General features: G+C 43.2%; 22 protein-coding genes. 20 read left to right on the plus strand and 2 right to left on the minus strand.

What is annotated here, in order from left to right; genetic code table 11:
• Nucleotides 1-24: 24 nt before the first annotated feature.
• The 4 genes from NRI27_RS03645 to NRI27_RS03660 all read left to right on the plus strand — a co-directional run bounded on the left by NRI27_RS03645 (nucleotide 25) and on the right by NRI27_RS03660 (nucleotide 4,471).
• A complete protein-coding gene (locus tag NRI27_RS03645) occupies nucleotides 25-996 on the plus strand; it encodes a SpoIVB peptidase S55 domain-containing protein (RefSeq protein ID WP_371389564.1) in 972 nt (323 codons plus the stop codon).
• Between the two features lie 229 nt (nucleotides 997-1,225).
• On the plus strand, nucleotides 1,226-2,014 hold the full coding sequence (spo0A, locus tag NRI27_RS03650) for a sporulation transcription factor Spo0A (RefSeq protein ID WP_317942008.1): 789 nt from the start codon (nucleotides 1,226-1,228) through the stop codon (nucleotides 2,012-2,014).
• Nucleotides 2,015-2,205: 191 nt separating this feature from the next.
• Nucleotides 2,206-3,774, plus strand: coding sequence for a FapA family protein (locus tag NRI27_RS03655; RefSeq protein WP_371389565.1), 1,569 nt, complete (start codon nucleotides 2,206-2,208; stop codon nucleotides 3,772-3,774).
• Entirely contained in the window at nucleotides 3,767-4,471 is a 705-nt protein-coding gene (locus tag NRI27_RS03660; RefSeq protein ID WP_371389566.1) for a glycerophosphodiester phosphodiesterase, read from the plus strand. The genes NRI27_RS03655 and NRI27_RS03660 overlap by 8 nt, the downstream gene beginning before the upstream one ends.
• Before the next feature lie 58 nt (nucleotides 4,472-4,529).
• On the opposite strand, the gene NRI27_RS03665 is transcribed toward NRI27_RS03660, so the two are convergent.
• Nucleotides 4,530-4,760, minus strand: coding sequence for a DUF2627 domain-containing protein (locus tag NRI27_RS03665; RefSeq protein ID WP_317942005.1), 231 nt, complete (start codon nucleotides 4,758-4,760; stop codon nucleotides 4,530-4,532).
• Nucleotides 4,761-4,886: 126 nt separating this feature from the next.
• Here NRI27_RS03665 and NRI27_RS03670 point away from each other — a divergent pair, with 126 nt between their 5' ends.
• The 12 genes from NRI27_RS03670 (at nucleotide 4,887) to NRI27_RS03725 (ending at nucleotide 21,169) form a co-directional block, all read left to right on the plus strand.
• Nucleotides 4,887-6,923: a sigma 54-interacting transcriptional regulator gene (locus NRI27_RS03670; RefSeq protein ID WP_371389567.1), complete on the plus strand. Its 2,037-nt coding sequence runs from the start codon at nucleotides 4,887-4,889 to the stop codon at nucleotides 6,921-6,923.
• Between the two features lie 17 nt (nucleotides 6,924-6,940).
• Entirely contained in the window at nucleotides 6,941-7,849 is a 909-nt protein-coding gene (yqiS, locus tag NRI27_RS03675; protein WP_317942003.1) for a phosphate butyryltransferase, read from the plus strand.
• 30 nt (nucleotides 7,850-7,879) lie between these two features.
• Nucleotides 7,880-8,977 (plus strand): Leu/Phe/Val dehydrogenase, encoded by a 1,098-nt coding sequence (locus NRI27_RS03680; protein WP_371389568.1) that lies wholly within the window; start codon nucleotides 7,880-7,882, stop codon nucleotides 8,975-8,977.
• A gap of 31 nt (nucleotides 8,978-9,008) precedes the next feature.
• A complete protein-coding gene (gene buk, locus NRI27_RS03685; protein WP_371389569.1) occupies nucleotides 9,009-10,091 on the plus strand; it encodes a butyrate kinase in 1,083 nt (360 codons plus the stop codon).
• 29 nt (nucleotides 10,092-10,120) lie between these two features.
• Nucleotides 10,121-11,548: a dihydrolipoyl dehydrogenase gene (gene lpdA, locus NRI27_RS03690; RefSeq protein WP_371389570.1), complete on the plus strand. Its 1,428-nt coding sequence runs from the start codon at nucleotides 10,121-10,123 to the stop codon at nucleotides 11,546-11,548.
• Between the two features lie 50 nt (nucleotides 11,549-11,598).
• Entirely contained in the window at nucleotides 11,599-12,606 is a 1,008-nt protein-coding gene (locus tag NRI27_RS03695) for a thiamine pyrophosphate-dependent dehydrogenase E1 component subunit alpha (protein WP_371389571.1), read from the plus strand.
• Nucleotides 12,606-13,589, plus strand: coding sequence for an alpha-ketoacid dehydrogenase subunit beta (locus NRI27_RS03700; protein WP_371389572.1), 984 nt, complete (start codon nucleotides 12,606-12,608; stop codon nucleotides 13,587-13,589). The genes NRI27_RS03695 and NRI27_RS03700 overlap by 1 nt, the downstream gene beginning before the upstream one ends.
• 19 nt (nucleotides 13,590-13,608) lie before the next feature.
• Nucleotides 13,609-14,928, plus strand: a complete 1,320-nt coding sequence (locus NRI27_RS03705) for a dihydrolipoamide acetyltransferase family protein (protein WP_371389573.1) — start codon at nucleotides 13,609-13,611, stop codon at nucleotides 14,926-14,928.
• A gap of 811 nt (nucleotides 14,929-15,739) precedes the next feature.
• Nucleotides 15,740-17,410, plus strand: a complete 1,671-nt coding sequence (locus NRI27_RS03710) for a methylmalonyl-CoA mutase family protein (protein WP_371389574.1) — start codon at nucleotides 15,740-15,742, stop codon at nucleotides 17,408-17,410.
• Nucleotides 17,407-19,560 carry a methylmalonyl-CoA mutase gene (gene scpA, locus NRI27_RS03715; protein WP_371389575.1) on the plus strand — a complete coding sequence of 718 codons (2,154 nt, stop codon included), beginning with the start codon at nucleotides 17,407-17,409 and terminating at the stop codon, nucleotides 19,558-19,560. The genes NRI27_RS03710 and scpA overlap by 4 nt, the downstream gene beginning before the upstream one ends.
• 71 nt (nucleotides 19,561-19,631) lie before the next feature.
• Complete coding sequence (gene meaB, locus NRI27_RS03720) at nucleotides 19,632-20,648, plus strand: methylmalonyl Co-A mutase-associated GTPase MeaB (protein ID WP_371389675.1); 1,017 nt, start codon at nucleotides 19,632-19,634, stop codon at nucleotides 20,646-20,648.
• Between the two features lie 80 nt (nucleotides 20,649-20,728).
• The gene (locus NRI27_RS03725) at nucleotides 20,729-21,169 is read left to right on the plus strand and encodes a BrxA/BrxB family bacilliredoxin (RefSeq protein ID WP_371389576.1); all 441 of its coding nucleotides are present in this window, start codon (nucleotides 20,729-20,731) and stop codon (nucleotides 21,167-21,169) included.
• A gap of 329 nt (nucleotides 21,170-21,498) precedes the next feature.
• On the opposite strand, the gene prli42 is transcribed toward NRI27_RS03725, so the two are convergent.
• The gene (gene prli42 / locus NRI27_RS03730; RefSeq protein ID WP_371389577.1) at nucleotides 21,499-21,594 is read right to left on the minus strand and encodes a stressosome-associated protein Prli42; all 96 of its coding nucleotides are present in this window, start codon (nucleotides 21,592-21,594) and stop codon (nucleotides 21,499-21,501) included.
• A gap of 114 nt (nucleotides 21,595-21,708) precedes the next feature.
• Between prli42 and mce the strand changes: the two genes are divergently transcribed.
• The 4 genes from mce to NRI27_RS03750 are packed head-to-tail and all read left to right on the plus strand — an operon-like array spanning nucleotide 21,709 to nucleotide 25,297.
• A complete protein-coding gene (gene mce, locus NRI27_RS03735) occupies nucleotides 21,709-22,113 on the plus strand; it encodes a methylmalonyl-CoA epimerase (RefSeq protein ID WP_371389578.1) in 405 nt (134 codons plus the stop codon).
• Nucleotides 22,114-22,115: 2 nt separating this feature from the next.
• A complete protein-coding gene (locus NRI27_RS03740) occupies nucleotides 22,116-23,663 on the plus strand; it encodes an acyl-CoA carboxylase subunit beta (protein WP_371389579.1) in 1,548 nt (515 codons plus the stop codon).
• A 27-nt stretch (nucleotides 23,664-23,690) separates the two neighbouring features.
• The gene (locus NRI27_RS03745; RefSeq protein ID WP_371389580.1) at nucleotides 23,691-24,821 is read left to right on the plus strand and encodes a M20/M25/M40 family metallo-hydrolase; all 1,131 of its coding nucleotides are present in this window, start codon (nucleotides 23,691-23,693) and stop codon (nucleotides 24,819-24,821) included.
• Nucleotides 24,821-25,297 (plus strand): chemotaxis protein CheW, encoded by a 477-nt coding sequence (locus NRI27_RS03750; protein WP_317941989.1) that lies wholly within the window; start codon nucleotides 24,821-24,823, stop codon nucleotides 25,295-25,297. Before NRI27_RS03745 ends, NRI27_RS03750 begins: the two co-directional genes overlap by 1 nt.
• The last annotated feature ends 6 nt before the right edge of the window (nucleotides 25,298-25,303 follow it).

A 25,303-nucleotide genomic window follows, 5' to 3' on the forward strand; every position in this document is an offset into this window, starting at 1 on the left:
ATCTTTCAGCCGAGGAGGTGAACCATGGGATGGAGTAAACGAGTCAAGTTGTCCGTTTCGTTCGCTGCGATTTTGTTTTTTCTCCCGTTCCATCATGAAACATCAGCATTGGCAAGTGAACAAGTGATACCGATGGGGCATTCCATAGGGATTCAAATGGAATTGTCGGGTGTGTTTGTCACGAACGATGTGCTATTGAATGGCGATAATTGGTTACGGGCCGGAGATGCTGTCGAACAAATTGATGATGCTGTCATAAGTAATCTGAAGGATTTTGAATCCGTTATGGCAACAGCTACATCAAAGCAAAATGTGTTGAAAGTGAAGCGACACGATTCGACACTTGAAATTTCAGCAGACCAAGAAGCCGTAAAACGCCTCTTACCCTTCTTGAAAGACCGGACAGAAGGGACAGGTACGTTAACTTACGTCGATCCGAAAAAAGGGACGTACGGTGCGCTTGGCCATCAAATCGTGGACAGTTCTTTGAAATCTCCACCTACCTTTAGACACGGCGCAATTTACCTCTCTGAAATTGAACAAATTAAGAAAAGTACTCCAGGAACCCCGGGTTATAAAATTTCCACCATCATTGCTGATGAAGACTATTTAGGCACCATTCAAACGAATGGGATTTATGGGATTTTCGGCATCTGGAATGATGCTTATAAGAAAGTGTTAGCGAAACCACTCGATATTATGCAACCATCCGAATTACAAACAGGGGACGCAGAGATTTTTACAACTGTAAAAGGGACCGAAGTCGAAACGTTCTCCATCCGGATTACACAAATTGAAGACGAACAATTTCATTTTGTATTAACGGACCCCGAATTGCTGAAAACAACGGGTGGCATTTTACAAGGGATGAGTGGAAGTCCAGTTATCCAAGAAGGAAAATTTGTCGGTGCAGTGACACACATGTTTGTGGATGAACCGACGAAAGGTGCAGGGTTGTTTTTAGTAACGATGAGAAGTGGGGAAAAAAATAAGTAAGTGTTACATGAACAATGGCTACAAAAAAGGTCAATCCTGCATGGATTGGCCTTTTTTATAAATTTCCGTCGAAAATTAGCGAAACCATCGTACGGAAGGTCTATTTTTAAAGAATTAAGAGGATAATCTGTTTGTTTGTCGAACTTTTCCTTTACAGCAAACTAAATTCATGCAAATAATGGAACAAGACGTTTTGCCATGGATGAAAAATGAGTAGGGGGAAAATGGGATGGGCAAATTGAAAGTTGCAATAGCGGATGACAATAAGGAACTTGTAAAAACGATGAATGTCTATTTTGATCAACATGAAGAGCTTGAAGTGATTTGGAATGCACATAATGGGAAGGTCTGTTTAACGATGCTCGAGGACAAAAAGCCGGATGTCCTGCTTCTCGATATTATTATGCCTCACCTTGATGGAATCGCAGTTCTAGACACCATTAAAGGAAATCCTGATTTTGCTGATATGCATATCATTATGCTAACTGCATTCGGTCAAGAAGACGTAATGGCACAAGCTGGAGGACTCGGTGCTTCTTACTTCATGTTGAAGCCATTTGAGTTCGATCGGCTAGTTTCTCAAATATTCCAAGTCGTCGGCGCGCAAAAGCAAGTGAAACCAACTCTTCAACAACCGAGTGAACAAGACCCTGCATTAACACAACGTGCTTTAGATACAACAATCACTTCCATCATTAAGGAGATTGGTGTTCCAGCTCATATTAAAGGGTACGCGTTTTTGCGGGAAGCCATTCAAATGGTTTACATGGATGTTGAATTACTCGGTTCAGTTACAAAAGTGCTCTATCCCGATATTGCCGATAAATATAAAACTACGCCATCTCGTGTAGAACGAGCAATTCGTCATGCAATTGAAGTGGCTTGGAACAGAGGAAATTATGACGTGATTTCTAAAACATTTGGTTATACTGTCCATCACCTGAAAAGCAAACCTACCAACAGTGAATTCATTGCAATGATTGCTGACAAAATACGATTGGAACATCTAGTAAGCTAATTTTCTTAAACAATTATTCTTGCATTCATACAAATCGATTTTAGTACAATCCACGCATTCTTTTACGAAAGTAGAAGGGGGCGTTTTTTGTTTTGCAGTGTAATGACGAAAATTTTCATTTATCAACTATTAAAACATGCCCCAACGTACTATAATGGTTAGAATAGCTTGAATTAAAGAGGTGTCCAACTATGTTAGTTGAAAATGATTTTTTCACTTTATATATCGAGGGAGAAGAAGTGTTCATTGACTTACAAAAAATCGGATTCCCGTTAAAGTCTTTTGAATTGATAACAAATCAGCATCCACGAATAAAAATCAGTTCGTTCCCAGAATTGCGCAAAGCGCTTATGGAAGTAGGGGAAAAACATAAAATCGGTTACTATTTACCGATTATAGATATTCAAGTAAGCCAAAACAAAATGCGTGCGGACGTACTCTTTAATGTGACGTCTAGTCAGTTGGAAAATGAGAAGGCGCGTTTAATTAGCCAAGCCGAGAAAGCACTTGATGAATATGGAATCGTTTTTGGAAGAACGAATTTAGCCGAATCTGCTATTTACCCTTGCACACCTATTGTTGCAGCTGTCGGGCAAGACCCTGTTAAAGGGCAAGATGCGAAAATTACCTATATTGCGCGACCTGAAAGAAAGCCGGTCATTCGTGAAGATGGGATAGCGGATTATTATGAAATGAACTTTGTGACGCATGTGCAAGAAGGGGATTGGTTAGGTGAAAAAATTCCTCCACAAGAAGGAATACCAGGAAGAGATATTTTCGGTGTGGAAATTGCAGCGTTAAGAGGAACGGACGCAAAATTACAATATGATCGGAAAGCTGCCATTGAAGTAGACGAGGATGGTAAAACTGTTCTTCGTGCAATGTTCGGGGGCGCACTAGAATTCACAGATGACGATGTTGTGAGTGTCAGTCGCGAGCTGATCATCAATGGGGATGTAGGTCCAGAAACCGGTTCGATCACCTTTGAAGGTGCTGTCACAATATCTGGAACAGTTTTAGCGGGCTACTCAGTTAAAGCATCAGGTGATATTTCGATTGAAGGAAACGAAGGCGTAACGAATGCAAAAGAAATTTGTTCGTCAGAAGGTGATATTTATATTAAAGGCGGCGCGTTCGGTGGCGACATGTCCTTAATCGAAGCAAGTGGTGACTTGTTCATTAAGCACGCAAACAATTGCAAAATCTATGCAAAAAATCTGTACGTAGGTTTATATATACTCGGTTCGGAAGTAGTCGCTGATCACGTTTTTGTGGATAAAAATCGTGGGAAAATCATTGGTGGCCGAATCGAAGCACTTTTTAGTATCGAATCCGCATATGCCGGAAATGTACATGAACGCTTGACGCACTTAATTGCAAAAGGGATTGACAAAGATCGAATTTACGAAGACATCCAACAGATTGCGCAAGAATTGAAAGATATACAGACAACTGTTTCAACTCTCGAAGAACAATTGGCCAAAATCGAACAGCTTGGCAGAAACCAGTTACTTGGTGAGCAGGCAACTGTCTATGCAAAGTTAAGAGCAACGCTTGATGCAAGTAGAAGTAAAATGTTTGAACTAGACCAAGACATTCAAATGGGACTTCGTAAAATAAAGGTCGCAGAACCACCACGAATTCATATAGCTAAAGAGGCTCACGCGGGTGTCGTCATTCAAATCGGTCAACTGTCAAGAACAATTACGTCAACGACTATGGGAACATTTGAAGTGATTGACCAGGTGTTACATGTCTAGACGGCTTGTGTTTGCACATAGAGGAGCCTCAGGTAGCCGATTTGAAAACACGTTATCTGCGTTTAGTGCAGCAGTGCAACAACGTGCAGATGGAATCGAACTCGATGTGCAAGTGACAGCAGACGGTATCCCGGTTGTTGTACACGATGAGGATTTGGTACGTGTTGCGGGTATTCGACGTAAAGTTTCCGACATGTACGCGAGTGAATTGCAAAACATTCGAGTCGGAAAGCGATTTATCCGCTCTCTATTCGGGCATCCAATTCCAACATTACGGGAAGCAATCTCTTTTTGTGCTATCAATCAATTGGCACTCAATATTGAGCTGAAAGCCTCTGTTGCAGAGAATTGTTCGATTTTAGAGGAGATCATTGACATGTCGAGTTTGTTGGATAACGTACATATTTCTTCGTTTGACGTAACACTCATTCAACAAATTAAGACACTGCATCCTCAAATGGAGACCGCGTTACTCCTTCGAAAGAAAACGACAGATTGGGATTCATTACACAGGTATACGTTTGCAGATGGCTTTCATTTTCATAAAAGATTGTACAAGGAACCTTATTTGAGTAAGCTGGAAGCGAGTGGAAAGCGCTTACGGGTTTATGGTGTAACGGGGAACGAGCCATTTGTACACTCTCCCTCTGCAGCAGTTGTTGGATGGATTACAGATTTCCCGCAACGATTTTCTTGAGGCCATAGGTAAAGGGCTATCGGAATATCCGATAGCCCTTTACCTATGAAGAAAAGTTTTATTTCAATCGTTCTTGTACCCGGCCTTTTCTACGATCTCTGCGTAATAGAAATCCTGCAAAAAACCATAGCCCTGCACCAAACATCAGAAAACCTACCGTAAACTGAAGCCAAATGAAAGGGAACAGACTAAATTGAATGCCAAATATGGAATCACGCATTAATTTAATGCCACCAGCCGTGATCAATATAGGGATTAAAAGAACAATAAACGCTGCCATACGTGCCATATTATCAATCTCCTTATTGTTTTTAATTTTACCTGCTCATGAAATATTGTCAAGACAGGCGCAGTCGTGTATGATAGAAATAGATTTGCAAAAGATTGCATGCTGCAAAAAGGAGATTGAATATCCTTGCAAAATGTTCTCATCGTAGGAGCGGGTTCTGGTGGTACAATCATTCTGAATCTCCTCTTGAATTTAGATTTCATGAAAGTAAAAGCAATTATTGACAAAGACGAGCAAGCACCTGGTCTGCTTATTGCAAAAGAAAAAGGAATTGCATACGGCACGGATTGGAAAGAATTCATGGTAGATGACATTGACATCGTTTTTGATGTTACAGGGGATGATGCGGTTTTCAATGCGTTATTAGCAAGTGTTCAACCAAGCACTTTACTTATCCCGGGGTCAGTTGCAAATCTTTTGGTTGGTTTGTTAAACGAAAATGATCGGTTCATTAGAAGTATGCAAACGCAAATGGATCGCCAACGCCTTATTTTTAATTCAATCGATGAAGGGATGATCGGGATCGATCGTCACGGGACAATTGATTTTATTAATGAAAGCGCTTGCATGATGTTAGAAGTTTCTGATAGTTATGCATTAGGAAAGCCTATTCACACGATTATCCCTGAAAGTAATTTGCCGAAAGTTTTCAAAACAGGTAAGCCTGAGCTAAACATTGAACTCGTGCTGCCGAATGGGCTGGAAATTGTCAGTTCTCGGTACCCATTGTTAACTGCCGAGGGAGAAGCATTCGGAGCTTTTGCGGTGTTTAAAGATGTGTCGGAAGTTGTTCAGTTGGCCGAAGAAATTACCGATTTGAAATCCATTAAAACGATGCTTGAAGCGATTATCCATTCAAGTGACGATGCCATTTCTGTCGTAGACGAAAAAGGCAATGGCATTATGGTCAACCCTGCGTATACACGAATTACAGGACTTACAGAAGACGAAGTGATCGGTAAACCGGCGACTGTGGATATTAATGAAGGCGAAAGTATCCATATGAAGGTACTCCAAACGCAGCAACCGGTTCGTGGTGTCAATATGCGCATTGGAGAAGACAACCGAGATGTTATCGTCAATGTCGCACCGATTATCGTTGACAAGCAAATGAAGGGAAGTATCGGTGTCATCCACGATATTACAGAAATGCGGAGCTTGATGAAAGAATTGGACTGGGCTCGTCAAATCATCCGTAAGTTGGAGGCGACGTATTCATTTTCGGATATCCGAGGCACGTCGATGAATATTTCAATAGCGATCGACCAAGCTGAAATAGCAGCAAAAACGGTTATTCCTGTCATGTTGAGGGGGGAACCGGGTACTGGCAAAGAATTGTTTGCAAATGCAATTCATAGTGGCAGTGAGCGGAAAGCACACAAATTCATTCGACTGAATTGCAGTGCAATCGATCCTTCCATTATGGAAAGAGAACTGTTCGGGGAAGCGCAGCATGAAAGTTTGAAAAACCGACGAATTGGATTGTTGGAGGAAGCAGCTGACGGGACGCTTTTTCTAGATGAAGTGACTGATTTGCCGATCAGTACCCAAACAAAACTGCTTGACTACTTACAAGAAACGAGTATTCCTTTATCACCCGAGGAAATGACGGGAACGAAGAAAGCACGAATCATTGTCGCAACTTCAAAGAATTTGGAAAAGGCCATAAATGATGGAACCTTTAACATGGAGCTCTATTATTTTTTAAATCGTCTATCCATCCAAATACCACCTCTTCGTACGAGAAAGTCTGATATTCCCGCTATTGCAAAACACTTGCTAGTCAAGTTGAACCAAGAGTTTGGCATGAATGTGGAGACATTAACGGAAGAAGCCTTGGACAGTTTACAACAATACGATTGGCCAGGAAATGTACGTGAATTGGAAAATGTTCTTAGTCGAGCGATGATTTATATGAAACCCGGCACAACAAAAATCCATGACACAGACATTAAAAGATCACTTTCCACTAATGGTGAGAAAACGGGAGAGCCTGTATTACCTGAGAAGAGCACGCTCGCATCCATAATGGATGAATACGAACGATCCGTTTTGGAGAAGGCATTGGAAGAACATGATGGCAATAAATCACTGACAGCAAATCGTTTAGGAATCTCGTTGCGTTCCTTATACTACAAACTAGAGAAATACAAACTCATCTAATGACAAGGAGGCAACTGATGAAAACACTTGAAGCGTTAGTCGATGAAACAGCTACATCCGGTACACGCATTGTATCCGTAGCATGTGCAGCAGATAAGGAAGTACTTGCTGCTGTTGAGATGGCGATGATGAGAGGGATTGCTTCGTTTATCTTAATAGATGACGAAGACCATTTACATACGATGATCAACAAGGAATTTCCTGAACTTGTCCGTCATCCAGCCATTCAGATCGTTCATAGCAACTCGAAGAAAGACGCTGCGGAAAAAGCAGTGCGAGCTGTATCGAGCGGGCAAGCACATGTGTTAATGAAAGGGAACGTACCGACTGCTACACTGTTGAAAGCTGTATTGAATGGTGACTACGGGCTGCGGACCGGTAAAGTATTGTCACATGTAGCTGCTTTTGAAGTGACAGGGTATGAGCGGTTATTGTTCGTGACAGATGCAGGCATGAACATTGCTCCTACGTTAGAAGAGAAAGCACAAATCATTCAAAATGCTGTCGTTGCAGCACGTGCTTGTGGCGTAACCTTGCCAATTGTAGCACCTTTAGCTGCAATTGAAACAGTCAATCCAAAAATGACGCCGACGATGGATGCCGCTGCACTCGTCGTGATGAACAATCGTGGCCAAATAACGGATTGCATCGTGGATGGACCGTTAGCTCTCGATAATGCAGTGTCCATCGACTCTGCAAAACATAAAGGCATAACAAGCGATACGGCAGGTAAGGCGGACATCTTGCTTGTGCCTTCAATCGAAGCAGGGAATATTTTGTATAAATCATTGATGTATTTCGCCAACGCAAAAGTAGGCGGTATCATACAAGGTGCTAAAGCGCCAATTGTCCTCACGTCCAGATCGGACAGTGCGGAAAGTAAATTGTATTCGTTAGCACTTGCAATCCAAACATCAAAACAATAACATCGGGCAAACCGAAGGAGGATATTACTCATGGAAATTTTCAACTATATGGAGAAACACGATTACGAACAATTAGTCATCTGTCAAGATAAAACATCGGGATTAAAGGCGATTATTGCCATTCACGATACGACATTAGGACCTGCTTTAGGTGGTACCCGCATGTGGACATATGCAAGTGAAGAAGAAGCGATTGAAGATGCACTTCGTCTTGCGAAAGGTATGACGTATAAAAATGCTGCAGCTGGTCTAAATCTTGGTGGTGGAAAGACGGTTATTATTGGAGATCCGAGAACCGATAAGAACGATGAAATGTTCCGTGCATTCGGCCGCTTCATTGAAGGGTTGAACGGACGCTATATTACTGCTGAAGATGTTGGGACAACAGAAGCGGACATGGATTTAATCCATTTGGAAACAGATTATGTAACAGGCGTATCAGCTGAATTCGGTTCTTCAGGCAACCCATCCCCTGTAACTGCATTCGGAGTATTTAAAGGCATGCAAGCAGCTGCAAAAGAAGCATTCGGAACAGATTCTCTTGAAGGTAAAGTCGTTGCTGTTCAAGGTGTAGGAAATGTAGCTTATACACTCTGTGAGTATTTGCATGAAGCAGGCGCAAAATTGATCGTAACGGATATTAACAAGGAAGCTGTGCAACGTGCAGTAGATGCGTTTGGCGCAACTGCAGTTGAAACAGACGAAATTTATTCGCAAGATGCAGACATTTTTGCACCATGTGCATTAGGTGCAATTATTAATGACGAAACGATTCCACAATTAAAAGCGAAAGTCATTGCAGGTTCAGCAAATAACCAATTGAAAAACCCGGAACATGGAGATTTGATTCACGAAATGGGCATCGTCTATGCGCCTGATTATGTTATTAACTCTGGTGGTGTTATTAATGTCGCAGATGAGCTAGCGGGTTACAATAGTGAACGTGCGCTAAAACGTGTTGCTGGAATTTACGATACGATTGAAAAAATCTTCGCGATTTCAAAACGAGACAATATCCCATCTTATGTTGCAGCGGATCGTTTAGCTGAGGAACGAATTGCTCGGGTAGCGAAGTCACGTAGCCAGTTTTTACAAAATGAAAAAAGTGTTTTGACTCAAAAGAAATAATAGCAACGCTAACATCATTGGGGGAATTATTGTGCAAGAAAACAGTTATACAATCCTTGTCATCAATCCAGGCTCAACATCAACGAAAATAGGTGTCTACAACAACGAACAATTAGTACTTGAACAGACCATCAGACACACTAACGAGGAACTTGCACAATATGCTTCAATTATTGACCAATATAGTTTCCGTAAAGATGCAATTCTCCGAAGCTTACAAGAGGGTGGGGTTGTATTAACGGATTTGCAAGCTGTTTGTGGGCGAGGTGGACTGCTCCGTCCAATCTCAGGAGGAACGTATGAAGTGAATGAGGCGATGCTCACTGACTTGAAGAAAGGGTACGCTGGGCAACATGCCTCTAATTTAGGCGGCATCCTGGCAAGTGAAATCGCTTCATCTCTAGGTGTTCAAGCTTTTATCGTCGATCCTGTCGTCGTCGATGAATTGCAGGCAGTCGCAAGGGTGTCCGGCTTCTCCCTCATCCAAAGGAAATCGATATTTCATGCATTGAATCAAAAAGCAGTTGCGAGAAGATATGCGAAACAAGTTGGTAAAAACTATGATCAGTTAAATCTCATCGTTACACATATGGGTGGTGGAATCACAGTAGGTGCCCATTCCGGTGGGAAAGTGATTGATGTGAACAATGGTTTGCATGGGGATGGTCCTTTCAGTCCTGAGCGTGCTGGAACGGTTCCAGCAGGAGAATTAGTAGAACTGTGTTATTCCGGTAAGTATTATCGCCATGAAATTATGGCAAAATTAGTTGGTCAAGGTGGTCTTGTCGGCTATTTAGGGACGAATGATGCCGTCACAGTTGAAAAGCGTATCGAGAAAGGTGACGAAGACGCTGCGCTTATTTACGAAGCGATGGCGTACCAAGTTGCGAAGGAAATCGGTAGTGCTGCAGTCGTACTGGGCGGAAAAGTCGATGGAATCATCTTGACGGGTGGTCTTGCATACGGAAAACAATATGTCGAAATGATTGCATCCAAAGTTCAGTGGATTGCGGATGTTACGGTGTACCCTGGAGAAGATGAACTAAAAGCATTAGCTGAAGGTGCTTTACGAGTATTGCAAGGTGAAGAAAACGCAAAAACGTATCCTGGGTAAAAGGATAGTTGAAGGAGGCCGTGTAAAGAATGGCACAAGAATACGATGTAGTGATATTAGGCGGAGGGACTGGTGGTTATGTTGCCGCCATCCGTGCAGCCCAATTAGGCTTAAAAACAGCACTAGTTGAAAAAGATCTACTTGGAGGCACTTGCTTGCATAGAGGATGCATTCCTAGTAAAGCATTACTGAAAAGCGCTGAAGTCTATCAAATGACAAAAAACGAAGCAACGCATTTTGGCGTAGATACAACGGGGACGACGTTGAACTTCTCAAGAGTGCAAGCTAGGAAAGACGAGATTGTCAGCCAGTTACATAAAGGCGTTACAGCCCTTATGAAAAAAGGTAAAATTGATGTCTATGAAGGACATGGAAGAATGCTAGGACCGTCAATCTTTTCACCAATGCCAGGAACCATTTCAGTGGAAATGAATAATGGCGAAGAAAATGAAATGCTTATTTTGAAAAACTTGATTATCGCGACAGGTTCAAGACCACGTACACTACCCGGTCTTGAGTTGGATGAACAACAAATCCTTTCATCTGATGGAGCGTTACGAATGACCGAGTTGCCTACGTCAATGCTCATTGTTGGTGGCGGCGTCATTGGAATTGAATGGGCATCCATGTTAAATGATTTCGGTGTAGAAGTAACAGTCGTTGAATACGCAGACCGCATTCTCCCAACAGAGGATGAAGACATTTCTAAGGAAATGAAGAAGCTATTGAGTAAAAAAGGAATTACATTCGTAACAAGTGCAAAAGTGTTGCCGGATTCATTGGAAAAGTCCAAGGATTCCATTTCCATTGCTGCAGATGTATCTGGTGAAACAACACAATTTACAGCAGAAAAAATGTTAGTTTCTGTTGGAAGACAGGCAAACACAGAAGGAATTGGCATTGAAAATACGGAGATTCAAATCGAAAATGGCTATATCCAGACGAAAACGACTTTCCAGACGAAAGAGAGTCACATTTATGCAATTGGTGACTGTATCGGTGGTCTGCAATTAGCACACGTCGCCTCCCACGAAGGAATTACTGCTGTGGAACATATTGCAGGTAATAACGTTGAACCGATAAATTATACAACTATCGCGCGTTGTATCTATTCAAGTCCAGAAGCTTCAAGCGTTGGTTTGACAGAAAAACAAGCGAAAGAGCAAGGATATGACGTGAAAGTAGCAAAATTCCCGTTTGCTGCAATCGGTAAAGCGCTTGTAAATGGGAATGCTGATGGGTTTGTAAAAGTGATTGCCGATAAACAATCGGATGACTTGTTAGGTGTTCATATGATTGGTGCACACGTAACGGATTTAATTTCCGAAGCTGGTCTTGCAATGGTGCTAGACGCAACGCCTTGGGAAGTGGCGTCTACTATTCACCCGCATCCATCCTTATCTGAAGTCATTGGTGAAGCGTCCTTAGCGGTTGACGGTAAAGCCATTCACATGTAATCCGAAAGCATATGAACAATTGAATTTAAGAGTAGAAGGGGGATTCTATAATGGCAAATCTGCGTCACGAAGAACTAGGATTGACGAAAGAGGACGTATTAGAAATTTATGAAACAATGGTTATGGCGCGTCGATTGGATGAGCGTATGTGGTTGTTAAACCGTGCTGGGAAAATTCCGTTCGTTATTTCCTGTCAAGGTCAAGAAGCGGCTCAAGCCGGAGCTGCTTATGCGTTAAATAAAGAAAAAGATTGGATTGCACCGTATTACCGTGATATGGGCGTTGTTTTACATTTTGGAATGACACCGAGAGATTTAATGTTATCGGCTTTTGCGAAAGCAGAAGATCCAAACTCAGGTGGTCGACAAATGCCAGGGCATTTCGGTCAACGGAAAAATCGGATTTTGACGGGTTCTTCTCCTGTAACGACACAATTACCGCATGCAGTTGGTGTGGCACTGGCGGCGAAGATGAAGAAAGAAGATTTCATCACATTCGTCACATTAGGTGAAGGGTCTTCCAACCAAGGGGATTTCCATGAAGGAATGAACTTTGCAGGTGTTCACAAGTTACCGACAGTCGTCATGGTAGAGAACAATAAATATGCAATTTCCGTACCACTAGAGAAACAGTTGGCATGTGAAAACGTTTCTGATCGCGCAGTCGGCTATGGTATGCCGGGCGTCACAGTAGATGGAACAGACCCACTTGAAGTATATCGAGTTGTAAAAGAGGCAGCTGATCGTGCGCGTAGCGGTGAAGGGCCGAGTCTCGTCGAAGCAGTTTGCTACCGATTGACAGCACACTCTTCGGATGATGATCATCGTTTATACCGCGATGCAGAGGAATTGGAAACCGAAAAGAAACTGGACCCAATCCCTAAATTTGCAGCGTACTTAAAAGAAGCAGGACTCATGGATGAGGCATATGAAACTGAATTAGAAAAACGTATTATGTCCATCGTCAACGAAGCGACTGAATATGCAGAGAAAGCTCCTTACGCAGAGCCGGAATATGCACTCCGTCATGTGTATAAAGAGGATGGGGGGAACGAATAATGGCTGTTTTATCGTACATCGATGCAATTACACTTGCGATGAAAGAAGAAATGGAACGTGATGAAAATGTCTTCGTTCTTGGAGAAGACGTCGGTCGCAAAGGTGGCGTCTTTAAGGCGACTACTGGCTTATACGATCAGTTCGGCGAATACCGTGCACTCGATACTCCGTTAGCAGAGTCTGCGATTGCTGGAGTCGGTATTGGAGCTGCGATGTATGGCATGCGTCCAATCGCTGAAATGCAATTCGCTGATTTCATCATGCCTGCTGTGAACCAAATCGTTTCGGAAGCTGCGAAAATCCGTTATCGTTCGAACAATGACTGGTCATGTCCGATTGTAATCCGTGCGCCGTTTGGCGGTGGGATTCACGGTGCGCTTTATCACTCCCAATCCGTTGAATCGATGTTTGCGAGTACACCGGGTCTGAAAATTGTCATCCCATCTACACCGTATGATGCGAAAGGGTTGTTAAAAGCAGCAATCCGTGACGACGATCCTGTTCTTTTCTTTGAACATAAACGTGCGTATCGGTTAATTAAAGGGGAAGTGCCTGAAGAAGAGTATGTGTTGCCAATCGGAAAAGCAGATGTTAAACGTGAAGGTGACGATCTAACGATTATCACATATGGTCTTTGTGTCCATTTCGCGTTACAAGCGGCAGAAAGACTTGCTGAAGACGGCATCTCAGCGCACATTCTAGATTTACGAACTGTTTACCCGTTGGATAAAGAAGCGATCATTGAAGCTGCTTCTAAAACGGGCAAAGTATTATTAGTAACAGAAGACAACTTGGAAGGCAGCATTATGAGTGAAGTGTCTGCTATTATCGCAGAAAATTGCTTGTTCGAGCTTGATGCACCGATTAAACGTTTAGCAGGACCGGATATTCCGGCGATGCCATATGCGCCGACAATGGAGAAATTCTTCATGGTTAATCCGGACAAAGTTGAAAAAGCAGCACGTGAACTTGCGGAGTTTTAATTGACAGGAGGTTGTCGTTTTGGCAATTGAAAAAATTGAAATGCCTAAATTAGGTGAAAGTGTCACTGAAGGAACCATTGAAAAATGGCTCGTTAAGCCGGGGGACACTGTTAATAAATACGATCCGTTGGCGGAAGTGAATACAGATAAAGTAACAGCTGAAATTCCGTCATCTTTTGAAGGGACGATTAAAGAGATTATCGTCCAAGAAGGTGAAACTGTTGAGGTAGGTGTCGTCGTCTGTACAATCGAGACGGCAGGTGGAGGAGAAACGCCGTCAGTTGCGACAGACAACGAAGTGGCAGCTCCTGCAAAAGAAGAACCTGCTAATGAGATGCCTGCAGCACGTAGTACAAAACCCGCTACTCCAGTTGCGAAAGGAGCTGGGGCGGCGCGCTATTCACCAGCGGTCATGCGCTTAGCTCAAGAACATGGAATTGATTTATCGCTCGTGCAAGGGTCAGGGAAAGAAGGCCGTATTACACGTAAAGACTTGCAAGCAATCATTGCATCAGGTGAAATTCCAACTGCTCCTGCGGAAGTGACGTCTGCAGCTCCTGCTGAACAGCAACAGACACAAGCTTCTCCACAACCGACAAGTAAGCCTGTTGAGCAGCCGACTATACCTACTGCAGCCGGCGATATTGAAATTCCAGTGACTGGAGTCCGTCGTGCAATCGCGTCCAATATGCTACGCTCTAAACACGAAGCGCCACATGCTTGGACAATGATTGAAGTCGATGTGACAAATCTCGTTCAATACCGGGATTCCTTGAAAACTGAATTCAAACAACGTGAAGGCTTCAACTTGACGTACTTTGCGTTCTTTGTCAAAGCAGTTTCACAAGCGTTAAAAGAGTTCCCGATGATGAATTCCATGTGGGCTGGCGACAAAATCATTCAAAAGAAAGACATCAATATCTCCATTGCAGTTGCTACGGAAGATGCACTCTATGTACCTGTTATTAAGCATGCGGATGAAAAGACAATTAAAGGAATTGGACGCGATATTAATGACCTCGCTTCAAAAGTCCGTTCCGGCAAGTTGAAATCCGAAGAAATGCAAGGTGGCACATTTACCGTAAACAATACGGGATCATTTGGCTCCGTACAATCAATGGGGATCATCAATTATCCACAAGCAGCAATTCTACAAGTGGAATCGATCGTGAAACGTCCTGTTATTATGGATGGTGGCATGATTGCTGCACGTGATATGGTAAACCTTTGTTTGTCACTGGATCACCGTGTATTGGATGGTCTCGTAGCTGGCCGTTTCTTAGCTCGCGTAAAAGAGATCCTCGAAAACATCACGCCTGCGAATACGTCTATTTATTAATGACTACAAGAAGAGCTGTCCAGAAAGTCAGTGAACACTGATTTTCCGTGACAGCTCTTTTTTAAAAAGATTGAAGTAACTAGGTATACTGATTAAACACTTATTCACAAAAAAATTTGGACCCATGGGATTACGTTTCGATGCATGCTTTCCAAGGGGTATGGATGAGCCAATCGAACAATGAAGAGTCTGATTTATCTAAATTTTAGTGTACTTTGCAAAAGTTAACGCATTTGCTCTTTAAATGCTACGCTTTTGCTCATAGTCAGCGCTTGCACTACCGCATATTAGAATTTGGAAACAATCTTAAGATACTTTTCACTATAAGAAATGCTCATTAGGATTGGAGAGGAAGGCGGCGAAAGCTGTCACGCAGAACAGCTTTTGCGAGTAAAAGCGTAGCGTTAGGAGCAGCGGTTCACCGAGGCTGCCTTAATTTCTGCACAAATCGCAGAAATACGGCAAAGCTCACCCTTCGCTGTTCGCTTGGCTGAAGCCGTGCCCGCGGAAAGCGTCCGCCTGGAACGGAAATCCGATTTTATATAATAATATAAGGAACTCGTATAGTCTTGTAACCTATTAATTATAACTCCTTAGAATTATCCTCAGCTATTTGACTTGCCTAACAATTTGACTTTAAAAGTGTGAAATTGTCAGTTACACTAGTAATAGAAGTACATAGGTAGTTATCTAGCATTCATCCGCCAGAGCATTCACTTATTGCAAAGGGTAGGGTATGTGCTAAAAAGTGAGACGCGACACACCGTTTCTCATTATCTCACGACTCCAAAGGAAGAAAGGAGCAACAGCTATGTCGATCGAACAAATGAAAAATACTTCATTTGACAAAGTAGATTTCCAACAATGGAAAGATCTCATTGAACAATCACTCAAAGGTAAACCTTATGAGACGTTGTTGACAAAGACTTTCGAAGGAATTGAACTTCAACCGCTTTATATTGGAGAAACGCCAACGAATAATGCTTCGCATATTCAACAGATGAAAGGTGAGTCAGGATGGACAATTGCGCAGCAAACAATTGCAAAAGACGGTGCTACGTTCATTCAACAATTACGCCATTCACTTGAGAGAGGGAATGAAGCAATCGTCTACGATGGTATGTTGAAAATTGATTGGACAGCTACGGATTTAGATGAATTGTCTTCCTATTTTTCTGATTACCCTGTAATTTTCTTGAATATCGATAAATCTGATCCCGCACTAGCAGCGTTTGACCGTGTCTCCCATGAAGTACGATCTTCCGTCAATGGCATAGTGGATTGCCACGACTGGACAGCTCCTGTCGGTTATGACAACTTACGGACGATAGGTGTAGACACATGGAATATTCACCATCAAGGTGCTGACGCTGTGACAGAACTCGCATTTACATTGGCGGAAGCATCTCAACTTATGACACAATCAACTTCATTTGAGGCATTTTCGAATCAGTTTTTCGTCCGTTTTGCCGTGGACACGCACTTCTTTATGGAAATCGCCAAGCTTCGTGCTTTCCGCCTATTATGGAAAGCGTTTTCAACAGCATTTGAACAGACTGAAGTGCCGGAGATTCCTGTCATGGCGGTTACATCTGTCCGATCGTATTCGAAGTTGGATCCTTATGTAAATCTCCTAAGAGCTGGCAATGAAACATTTGCTGCTATTTTAGGTGGAGCGGATATCATTACAACACACCCGCATACGGTTCTCACAGAACCAGATGCCAGCTCTATTCGATACGCTCGAAACATCCAATTAGTGTTAAAAGAGGAGACGCATGTTGATAAAGTTATTGATCCTGCAGGGGGGTCTTACTTTATCGAACAGTTGACGAACGAGCTAGTTGAAAAAGCATGGGCGCTTTTCTTGCAACTGGAAGAGGAAGAAGATATGAATCAATTTATTGACAGGCGACTGGCAGGTATTTGCCAAGAACGCCAAGGAGAAGTAGCAAAAGGGAAAAAAGCATTAATTGGCACGAATGCTTATGCCGAGTTGACGGATACAAACTTTCATGACTGGGAAGGAATTGAAGCTTTTCAACGGTTGGCGATTCCTTTTGAAACTATGCGAAAGCAATTTAGTGTCCAACAGCCAAAGACAGTGATTCTAACATTCGGTTTACTGAAAGAATTTAAACCACGCGCAGATTTTGTGACGAGTTACTTGTCTGCATGTGGTGTGAAAACAACGTGGAGTCCAGCTTTTCAACGTGTAGAGGAAGCAATTGAATGGATGCAACACGAACAACCGGAGTACATCGTCGTTTGTGCGCAAGATGATCAATTACACGCTATCATGGACGAACTGCTCAAACGAATTCCGGCAAATTGCCTTGTCGACGTTGCAGGGAAAGTAGATGAGCCAAGTGCCCAACGGTGGAAAGAAAAAGGCTTAAATGGATTCATACTGAACGGTCAAGACAAAATTGCTAAATTGCAAAGCATCTATGCGGCTTGGAAAGGAGTGGATGACAAATGAAGAAACCGAATTTTAGTAAAGTCGACATTGCATCTCTCCTCGTTGAACAGAAACAAGGCATTCAAGGACAACCTTTTGTTAGCAATGAAGAGATTGAAATTCAATCCGCTTATTCAGCGAAAGATACAGAAGGACTCACACACTTACAAGATTTACCTGGTATTGCACCTAATACACGTGGACCTTACCCAACGATGTATGTATCCCGTCCATGGACAGTAAGGCAATATGCCGGTTTCTCAACTGCAGAAGAGAGTAACGCATTTTATCGAAGAAACTTAGCGATGGGACAAAAAGGTCTATCGGTTGCGTTTGACTTAGCGACACATCGAGGATACGACTCGGATCATCCACGAGTGACAGGCGATGTCGGAAAAGCCGGCGTTGCAATCGACTCCGTAGAAGATATGAAAATCCTATTCGACGGCATCCCTCTTGACCAAATGTCTGTATCGATGACGATGAACGGTGCCGTATTGCCGATTATGGCTTTTTATATTATTGCAGCCGAAGAACAAGGGGTTTCTCCAGACAAATTAGCTGGGACGATTCAAAATGATATTTTAAAAGAGTATATGGTACGGAACACGTATATTTTCCCGCCTGACATGTCAATGAGGATCATTGCAGATATTTTTCAATACACGTCTGCGAATATGCCGAAATTCAACTCCATCTCCATTTCCGGTTATCACATGCAGGAAGCAGGTGCAACGGCAGATATCGAACTGGCGTACACATTGGCAGACGGACTCGAATATGTACGGACTGGCTTGCAAGCTGGAATTGATATTGATGCTTTTGCTCCGCGTCTTTCATTTTTCTGGGCGATTGGCATGAATTATTTCATGGAAATTGCAAAAATGCGAGCAGCCCGTAAAATTTGGGCGCAAATGATGGCGAGCTTCTCTCCAAAAAATCCAAAATCATTGGCATTACGAACGCATTCGCAAACGTCTGGGTGGAGTTTGACAGAACAAGATCCATTCAATAATGTGACGCGTACATTAATTGAAGCGAATGCCGCAGCAATGGGGCATACACAATCGCTGCATACGAATGCGCTCGATGAAGCGATTGCTTTGCCAACCGACTTTTCTGCAAGGATTGCGAGAAATACACAACTCTTCTTGCAGGAAGAAACCTACATGACGAAGACGATCGATCCGTGGGGAGGATCGTACTACGTTGAAAAACTGACTGCTGAGTTGATGGAAAAAGCATGGGGATTAATTGAGGAAATCGAAGAACTTGGCGGAATGGCAAAGGCGATCGAGACGGGCTTACCGAAAATGAAGATCGAAGAAGCAGCGGCAAAACGTCAAGCGAAAATTGATTCACGGACAGAAACGATTATTGGTGTGAATAAATACCGACTCGACAAAGAAGAAGCGATTGATATATTAGACATCGATAATACGCTTGTCCGACAGAAACAGATTGAACGGATTCATGCGATGAAGGCTTCACGTGATGAAGAAGCGGTAAAGAAAGCACTTGCTGCTTTGACGGATGCTGCTAGGAATGGAACGGGTAATTTATTGGCATTGTCAGTAGATGCAGCCCGTGTGCGTGCGACAATCGGAGAAATTTCGGATGCAATTGAAAAAGTATGTGGAAGGCACAAAGCGGTCATCCGCTCGGTCAGTGGCGTATACAGTTCCAATTTTTCAAATGCAGAGGAAATTGAAGAAGTAAAACAGATGACGGAAGAATTTATGGAAAATGAAGGTCGCCGTCCGCGGATTTTAATTGCCAAAATGGGGCAGGACGGACATGATCGTGGCGCAAAAGTCATCGCTTCATCGTTCGCGGACTTAGGCTTTGACGTAGATATCGGGCCGTTGTTCCAAACCCCTGAAGAGACAGCTTTGCAGGCGGCTGAAAACGATGTACACGTTATCGGTGTAAGTTCACTTGCTGCAGGGCATAAGACACTTGTGCCGTCTTTGAGGGATGAATTGGCCAAAATCGGTCGTCAAGATATTCTAATCGTCGTAGGTGGGGTGATTCCTGCTCAAGACTACGACTTTTTAAGAGAAAACGGGGCGACCGCAATTTTCGGACCGGGAACTGTTATCCCAGTCGCCGCTCAAAAGGTAATTGAAGACATTTATCGTGCGCTCGGGTACGAGGAAGTGATCGAGTGAGTCGGATAGACGATACAAATCGAGAGAGTGCGTTACATGTGAAGAATGGCATTGAATCCCAGCACGACGGAATGGTCCCTTCTCGTCGAAAGCGGTTTGCGAAAAAACAGCGTGTCATTGATGTGGATGAAGTGTATGCCAAGATTTGTGAAGGATCGAGATTGCATTTATCAAAAGCGATTACACTCTTAGAAAGTATCCATGAAGAGGACAAGAAGGCAGGGCAAGCGTTACTGAAAAAGCTGCTGCCTAAAACCGGTTCGAGTATTCGCATTGGTATAACCGGGGTGCCGGGTGCCGGTAAAAGTACGTTCATTGAAACGTTTGGACTCATGCTTGCTGAGAAGGGCTACAAAGTGGCGGTGCTTGCCATCGATCCGAGTTCTACAGTGAATGGTGGAAGCATTTTAGGCGACAAGACAAGGATGGAAGCACTTGCTCGTCATCCGAACGCTTTCATCCGCCCTTCACCCTCTTCAGGAACATTAGGTGGTGTGCATAAAAAGACGCGAGAAACGATGTTACTGTGCGAAGCTACGGGGTATGACATCATTCTGATTGAAACGGTCGGTGTTGGACAAAGTGAAACGGTCGTCCGCGGAATGGTCGATTTCTTTGCATTGCTAGTCTTGACGGGTGCAGGCGATGAATTGCAAGGGATGAAAAAAGGCATTATGGAGTTGGCAGACGCAATCGTTGTCCATAAAGCTGATGGGGATAATGAAAGACTTGCCAAAAAGACGGTACGAGAATACCGGCAAATCTTGCATTTTCTTCAACCGGCATCACCCGGTTGGACAACGACCGCAATTCCGGTATCATCGTTGCATAATACAGGTCTTGATGTCTTTTGGGAAACGGTCCTTTCATTTCAATCCACGATGGAAGAAAGCGGGGAATGGCAGCTCCGTAGACAAAAGCAGACGAAGGATTGGTTCCATGCGATGATCAGGGACCGACTCATCGACAATTTTTTTGCACAGGCAGGCAAGAAAGAACTTGTCACTACACTCGAAAAAGAATTGCTTGTAGGAGAATTGACAGTGGCAAGCGCGGTAGATCTGTTAGTTTCGGACAAAGGGTTTTGAACGCTTATTGGCAGACATACTTTTTTGCAAGTACCCGATTCTCCTGCTATGATGAAAGCATATAGAAAGGGGACAATGAAATGACAATGGATTTTAATTTCTACATGGAAGATATAACGAAACAAGCGCGGTCTGAAATGGAAGCAAGCGGCTACGAACAATTGACGACACCGGAAGAAGTGGAAGCAGCATTTAAACGCCCGGGTACGACGCTTGTTATGATTAACTCTGTATGTGGTTGTGCAGGAGGCATTGCTCGCCCAGCTGCAGCACACGCCATCCATTATGATAAACGCCCGGATCACCTCGTGACAGTATTTGCTGGACAAGATAAAGAAGCAACAGCTTATGCACGTATGCTTTTCGGTGAAGATCACCTGCCGTCTTCTCCATCATTTGCATTGATGAAAGATGGAAAGTTAGTAGCTGAAGTAGGTCGTTATGAAATCGAAGGCCACGATCCAATGTCGGTCGTCGTAAACTTGCAAGGCCACTTTGAAGAACATTGTGAAGAGATTTAAGTTGAGTAATTTTTTATAAAAGCAGATGGAGAAAAACGGATTGTTTTTCTTCATCTGCTTTTTATAGTGGATGAAAGAGGGGGCGTGCGAGTGTTGTCTCATAACCCGCTTTAACTTGGTGAGACGGTGATAAAGTCGTGTGAATCGGTGATAACATGCAGAGAATCGGTGATAAAGTCGGTCAAACCGGTGATAAACCCTCCCGAATCGGTGATAACCGCTCAAGATTCAGTGATAACACCAAATTGATGAAGATCGGGCACATCCTCTCTATAGAAAAAGACTGTCCTGTAAAGTTTGCATTCGCACACTTCAGGACAGTCCTTTTATTAAAGAATCATACTTAATCCGATCATAACACTTGAAGCGACCATGGCAGCAACCATTAAGTAGACGACAACCTTTTGGACTTTTTTATTGCTCATTTGGCAAATCTCCTTACGCTTATAGATAGTTCCATTTTAACAGATTTACTGAAATTCTCAAGATGTAGCACATTGGTTTAGAAAACGTTACAATAGAAAAAAGGGGGCGTATGAATGAAAAAGGTAGATCATATCGGCATTGCGGTAAAGGATTTGCAACTTGCATTACCCTACTATACGGAAGTTTTACAGTTGCCATTACTAGGGATAGAAGAAGTTTCAAGTCAAAATGTTACGGTCGCATTTCTTGATGCGGGAAACATTAAACTTGAGCTATTGGAGCCGATAGGAGAAGAAGGGGCAGTTGCAAAATTCATTGAAAAGCGTGGGGAAGGCATGCACCACATCGCGTTTGGCGTCAGTTCTATCCAGGAGAGGATGGAAGAGTTAAAAGCGAAAGGTGTTCAGCTACTGCAAGATCAGCCAAAACAAGGAGCTGGTGGAGCAGCTGTGGCGTTTATGCATCCTAAAGCATCTTTTGGTGTCTTATATGAACTATGCGACAAGGGGGAGAAATAAGAATGGATATATACGACAAAATTAATGAGTTATATGATAAAAAACGAGAAATTGAATTAGGGGGCGGCGATGAGCGGATTGAAAAGCAACACGAAAAAGGAAAATTGACCGCTCGTGAACGCATTGAGTTATTGGTGGATGCAGGCACATTTGTCGAGTTAAATCCATTTGTTATCCATCGCACACGCGATTTCGGAATGGACAAGCAAGTGGGGCCAGGCGATGGCGTTGTTACGGGCTATGGCAAGATCGATGGCCGTCCAATTTATCTGTTTTCACAAGATTTTACGGTTTTCGGAGGTGCATTAGGGGAGATGCATGCGATGAAAATTGCGAACGTCATGGATCTAGCCGCTAAAAATGGTGCACCGTTTATCGGTTTAAATGATTCAGGAGGCGCACGTATCCAAGAAGGTGTCGTGTCATTGGATGGTTATGGAGAAATCTTTTATCGGAATGCGATCTATTCAGGTGTCATTCCTCAAATTTCCGTTATCTTAGGCCCTTGCGCTGGTGGTGCAGTGTATTCCCCTGCGATTACAGATTTTGTTTTCATGACGGATGAGACGAGCCAAATGTTCATTACGGGTCCAAAAGTTATTGAGACGGTTACTGGGGAGAAGATTACTTCAGAAGATTTAGGTGGATCGAAAGTACATAATCAAATTAGTGGAAATGCACATTTCCGAGGAAAAGATGAGAAGACGGTTCTAGCTCAAGTACGAAAATTACTGTCGTATCTTCCACAAAACAATGAAGAAAAGACACCGATTTTGCCGATAGAAGATGAAGAGGACTATCGCAAGGATTTAGCGGATGTTGTGCCATTTGAAACGATTCGTCCATACGACGTCCGTAATGTGATTGATCAAGTCGTGGATGCCCATTCATTCATGGAAGTACAAGCAGAATTTGCAAAAAATGCGGTTGTCGGCTTTGCACGCATGAAAGGAGAATCGGTCGGCTTAATTTGTAACCAACCGAGAGTGATGGCGGGCGGTCTCGATATTAATTCATCTGACAAAATTGCTCGTTTCATACGAACGTGTGACTCGTTCAACATACCGATTATTACATTTGAAGACGTGACAGGCTTCTTCCCGGGCGTGAAGCAAGAACATGGCGGAATCATTCGTCACGGGGCAAAAATCTTGTATGCTTATTCTGAAGCGACAGTGCCAAAAATTACAGTCATTTTACGCAAAGCTTTTGGGGGTGCGTATGTCGCTTTGAATTCCAAAGCGATCGGGGCAGACCTTGTGTATGCATGGCCAAATGCTGAAATCGCGGTGATGGGTGCAGAAGGGGCTGCGAATATCATTTTTGCAAAAGAAATAGCAAATAGTGATACGCCTGAACAGACACGAAACGAAAAAATTGAAGAATACCGGACGAAGTTTGCGAATCCGTATGTTGCAGCATCACACGGGATGGTCGATGATGTCATTGATCCACGTGAGACGCGCATTAAACTGCTGCAAGCACTTGAGATGATGCGCAACAAACAAGAGACTCGACCGAAAAAGAAACATGGAAATATCCCGTTATAAAAATTTGAAGGCAAGGAGTGATAGGGTTTGAATGAACAACGACTACTCGATGAATTTTTTGAACTCGTTCAAATTGATTCAGAGACGAAACACGAAGGAACAATTGTGACAATCTTAAAAGAGAAGATGGAAGCACTCGGATTCGATGTGATTGAAGATGAGACGAAAGAAGTGACAGGACATGGTGCAGGGAACCTTATTGCAACGCTGAAAGGTACTGTTGAGGAGGCAGATCCAATCTACTTTACTTGTCATATGGATACAGTCGTCCCTGGGAAAGGAATCAAACCCGAGTTACGTGAAGACGGGTATATTTATTCCGACGGCACAACAATTCTAGGGGCAGATGATAAAGCCGGTATCGCTGCGTTGTTCGAAATGGCAAAAGTCCTGAAAGAAAGCGGCATGCCGCATGGCGATATCCAATTCATTATTACGGCAGGCGAAGAAAGTGGTCTCGTCGGTGCAAAAGCGATGGATGCATCGTTACTGAAAGCGAAGTATGGCTATGCAGTGGACAGCGATGGGAAAGTTGGAGGGATTGTGACGGCCGCTCCATATCAAGCTAAACTTTGGACGACCATTCATGGCAAGACTGCTCATGCAGGTGTCGCGCCCGAAAAAGGCGTTTCAGCAATTACGATTGCTGCCAAGTCCGTCGCAGCGATGTCATTAGGTCGAATTGACAGTGAGACTACAGCAAACATAGGCAGATTCGAAGGTGGGCAAGCGACGAATATCGTCTGTGATGAAGTAAAAATTCTCGCAGAAGCGCGTTCGATTAATGAGACAAAATTGAACAAACAGACTGCACATATGATGGAAACGTTCGAGAAGACTGCAGCTGCAATGGGTGGACACGCAGAAACGGATCTTCAATTGATGTACCCTGGTTTCAGTTTTAGTGAAGATGATGAAGTCGTCCAGACGGCAATGCATGCAATTAGCAATATTGGAAGGACACCAAAATTAATGACAAGTGGCGGTGGCAGTGACGGTAATGTATTTAACGGCGCTGGCGTTCCAACGGTGACATTGTCTGTAGGTTATGAAGAGATCCATACGAAGAACGAACGGATGCCAAGAGAAGAATTGAATAAGTTGACCGAACTTTTGCTTGAGATTGTTCGGGTTGTTGCGACGAAAGGGGCTTCATGATGAACGATTTTAAAGCGGTTATTATCCAATGCGGACAGGAAGAATATGCATTGCCTGTGGAGACAGTCATTTCAATTGAGAAATTAGAGCACGTAAATCCAATTCCTCATTTACCGGAATACATGCTTGGTTTAATGAAAAACCGAGGAGAGTTAGTACCAGTTCTGGACTTTCAACAGATTCTGTATGGCAACTCGGCGAAAAATGATGAACAGGCGAGAGTCGTCGTCGTTGAGACTGAAAACATTGTCATGGGGTTGTTAGTCCTCGATGCTAAAGAAATACTAGACATCCCTGGCGATCGATTGACCTCTTCAGGCCTTATGGCTTACTCACGCACTCCGTACTTTACGACAGTTGCAAATTTGGAAGATCGCGTCATTACGATTGTCGACCCACATATTTTGTCACGCACATTAGCAGGAATGGATGCAATTGGTGACTACGTCGAGGCACAAAAATCTAAAGAAATGTAACGAATT

The sequence above is a fragment of the Sporosarcina sp. OR05 genome, assembly GCF_041414805.1.
GTDB lineage: Bacteria > Bacillota > Bacilli > Bacillales_A > Planococcaceae > Sporosarcina > Sporosarcina saromensis.

What these genes read in the sequence shown, in the direction of transcription:
- NRI27_RS03645 (WP_371389564.1), top strand. Translation starts at nt 25, where the DNA reads ATGGGATGGAGTAAACGAGTCAAGTTGTCCGTTTCGTTCGCTGCGATT.
- spo0A (WP_317942008.1), top strand. Translation starts at nt 1,226, where the DNA reads ATGGGCAAATTGAAAGTTGCAATAGCGGATGACAATAAGGAACTTGTA.
- NRI27_RS03655 (WP_371389565.1), top strand. Translation starts at nt 2,206, where the DNA reads ATGTTAGTTGAAAATGATTTTTTCACTTTATATATCGAGGGAGAAGAA.
- NRI27_RS03660 (WP_371389566.1), top strand. Translation starts at nt 3,767, where the DNA reads ATGTCTAGACGGCTTGTGTTTGCACATAGAGGAGCCTCAGGTAGCCGA.
- NRI27_RS03665 (WP_317942005.1), bottom strand. Translation starts at nt 4,760, where the DNA reads ATGGCACGTATGGCAGCGTTTATTGTTCTTTTAATCCCTATATTGATC.
- yqiS (WP_317942003.1), top strand. Translation starts at nt 6,941, where the DNA reads ATGAAAACACTTGAAGCGTTAGTCGATGAAACAGCTACATCCGGTACA.
- NRI27_RS03680 (WP_371389568.1), top strand. Translation starts at nt 7,880, where the DNA reads ATGGAAATTTTCAACTATATGGAGAAACACGATTACGAACAATTAGTC.
- lpdA (WP_371389570.1), top strand. Translation starts at nt 10,121, where the DNA reads ATGGCACAAGAATACGATGTAGTGATATTAGGCGGAGGGACTGGTGGT.
- NRI27_RS03695 (WP_371389571.1), top strand. Translation starts at nt 11,599, where the DNA reads ATGGCAAATCTGCGTCACGAAGAACTAGGATTGACGAAAGAGGACGTA.
- NRI27_RS03700 (WP_371389572.1), top strand. Translation starts at nt 12,606, where the DNA reads ATGGCTGTTTTATCGTACATCGATGCAATTACACTTGCGATGAAAGAA.
- NRI27_RS03710 (WP_371389574.1), top strand. Translation starts at nt 15,740, where the DNA reads ATGTCGATCGAACAAATGAAAAATACTTCATTTGACAAAGTAGATTTC.
- scpA (WP_371389575.1), top strand. Translation starts at nt 17,407, where the DNA reads ATGAAGAAACCGAATTTTAGTAAAGTCGACATTGCATCTCTCCTCGTT.
- meaB (WP_371389675.1), top strand. Translation starts at nt 19,632, where the DNA reads ATGGTCCCTTCTCGTCGAAAGCGGTTTGCGAAAAAACAGCGTGTCATT.
- NRI27_RS03725 (WP_371389576.1), top strand. Translation starts at nt 20,729, where the DNA reads ATGACAATGGATTTTAATTTCTACATGGAAGATATAACGAAACAAGCG.
- prli42 (WP_371389577.1), bottom strand. Translation starts at nt 21,594, where the DNA reads ATGAGCAATAAAAAAGTCCAAAAGGTTGTCGTCTACTTAATGGTTGCT.
- mce (WP_371389578.1), top strand. Translation starts at nt 21,709, where the DNA reads ATGAAAAAGGTAGATCATATCGGCATTGCGGTAAAGGATTTGCAACTT.
- NRI27_RS03740 (WP_371389579.1), top strand. Translation starts at nt 22,116, where the DNA reads ATGGATATATACGACAAAATTAATGAGTTATATGATAAAAAACGAGAA.
- NRI27_RS03750 (WP_317941989.1), top strand. Translation starts at nt 24,821, where the DNA reads ATGAACGATTTTAAAGCGGTTATTATCCAATGCGGACAGGAAGAATAT.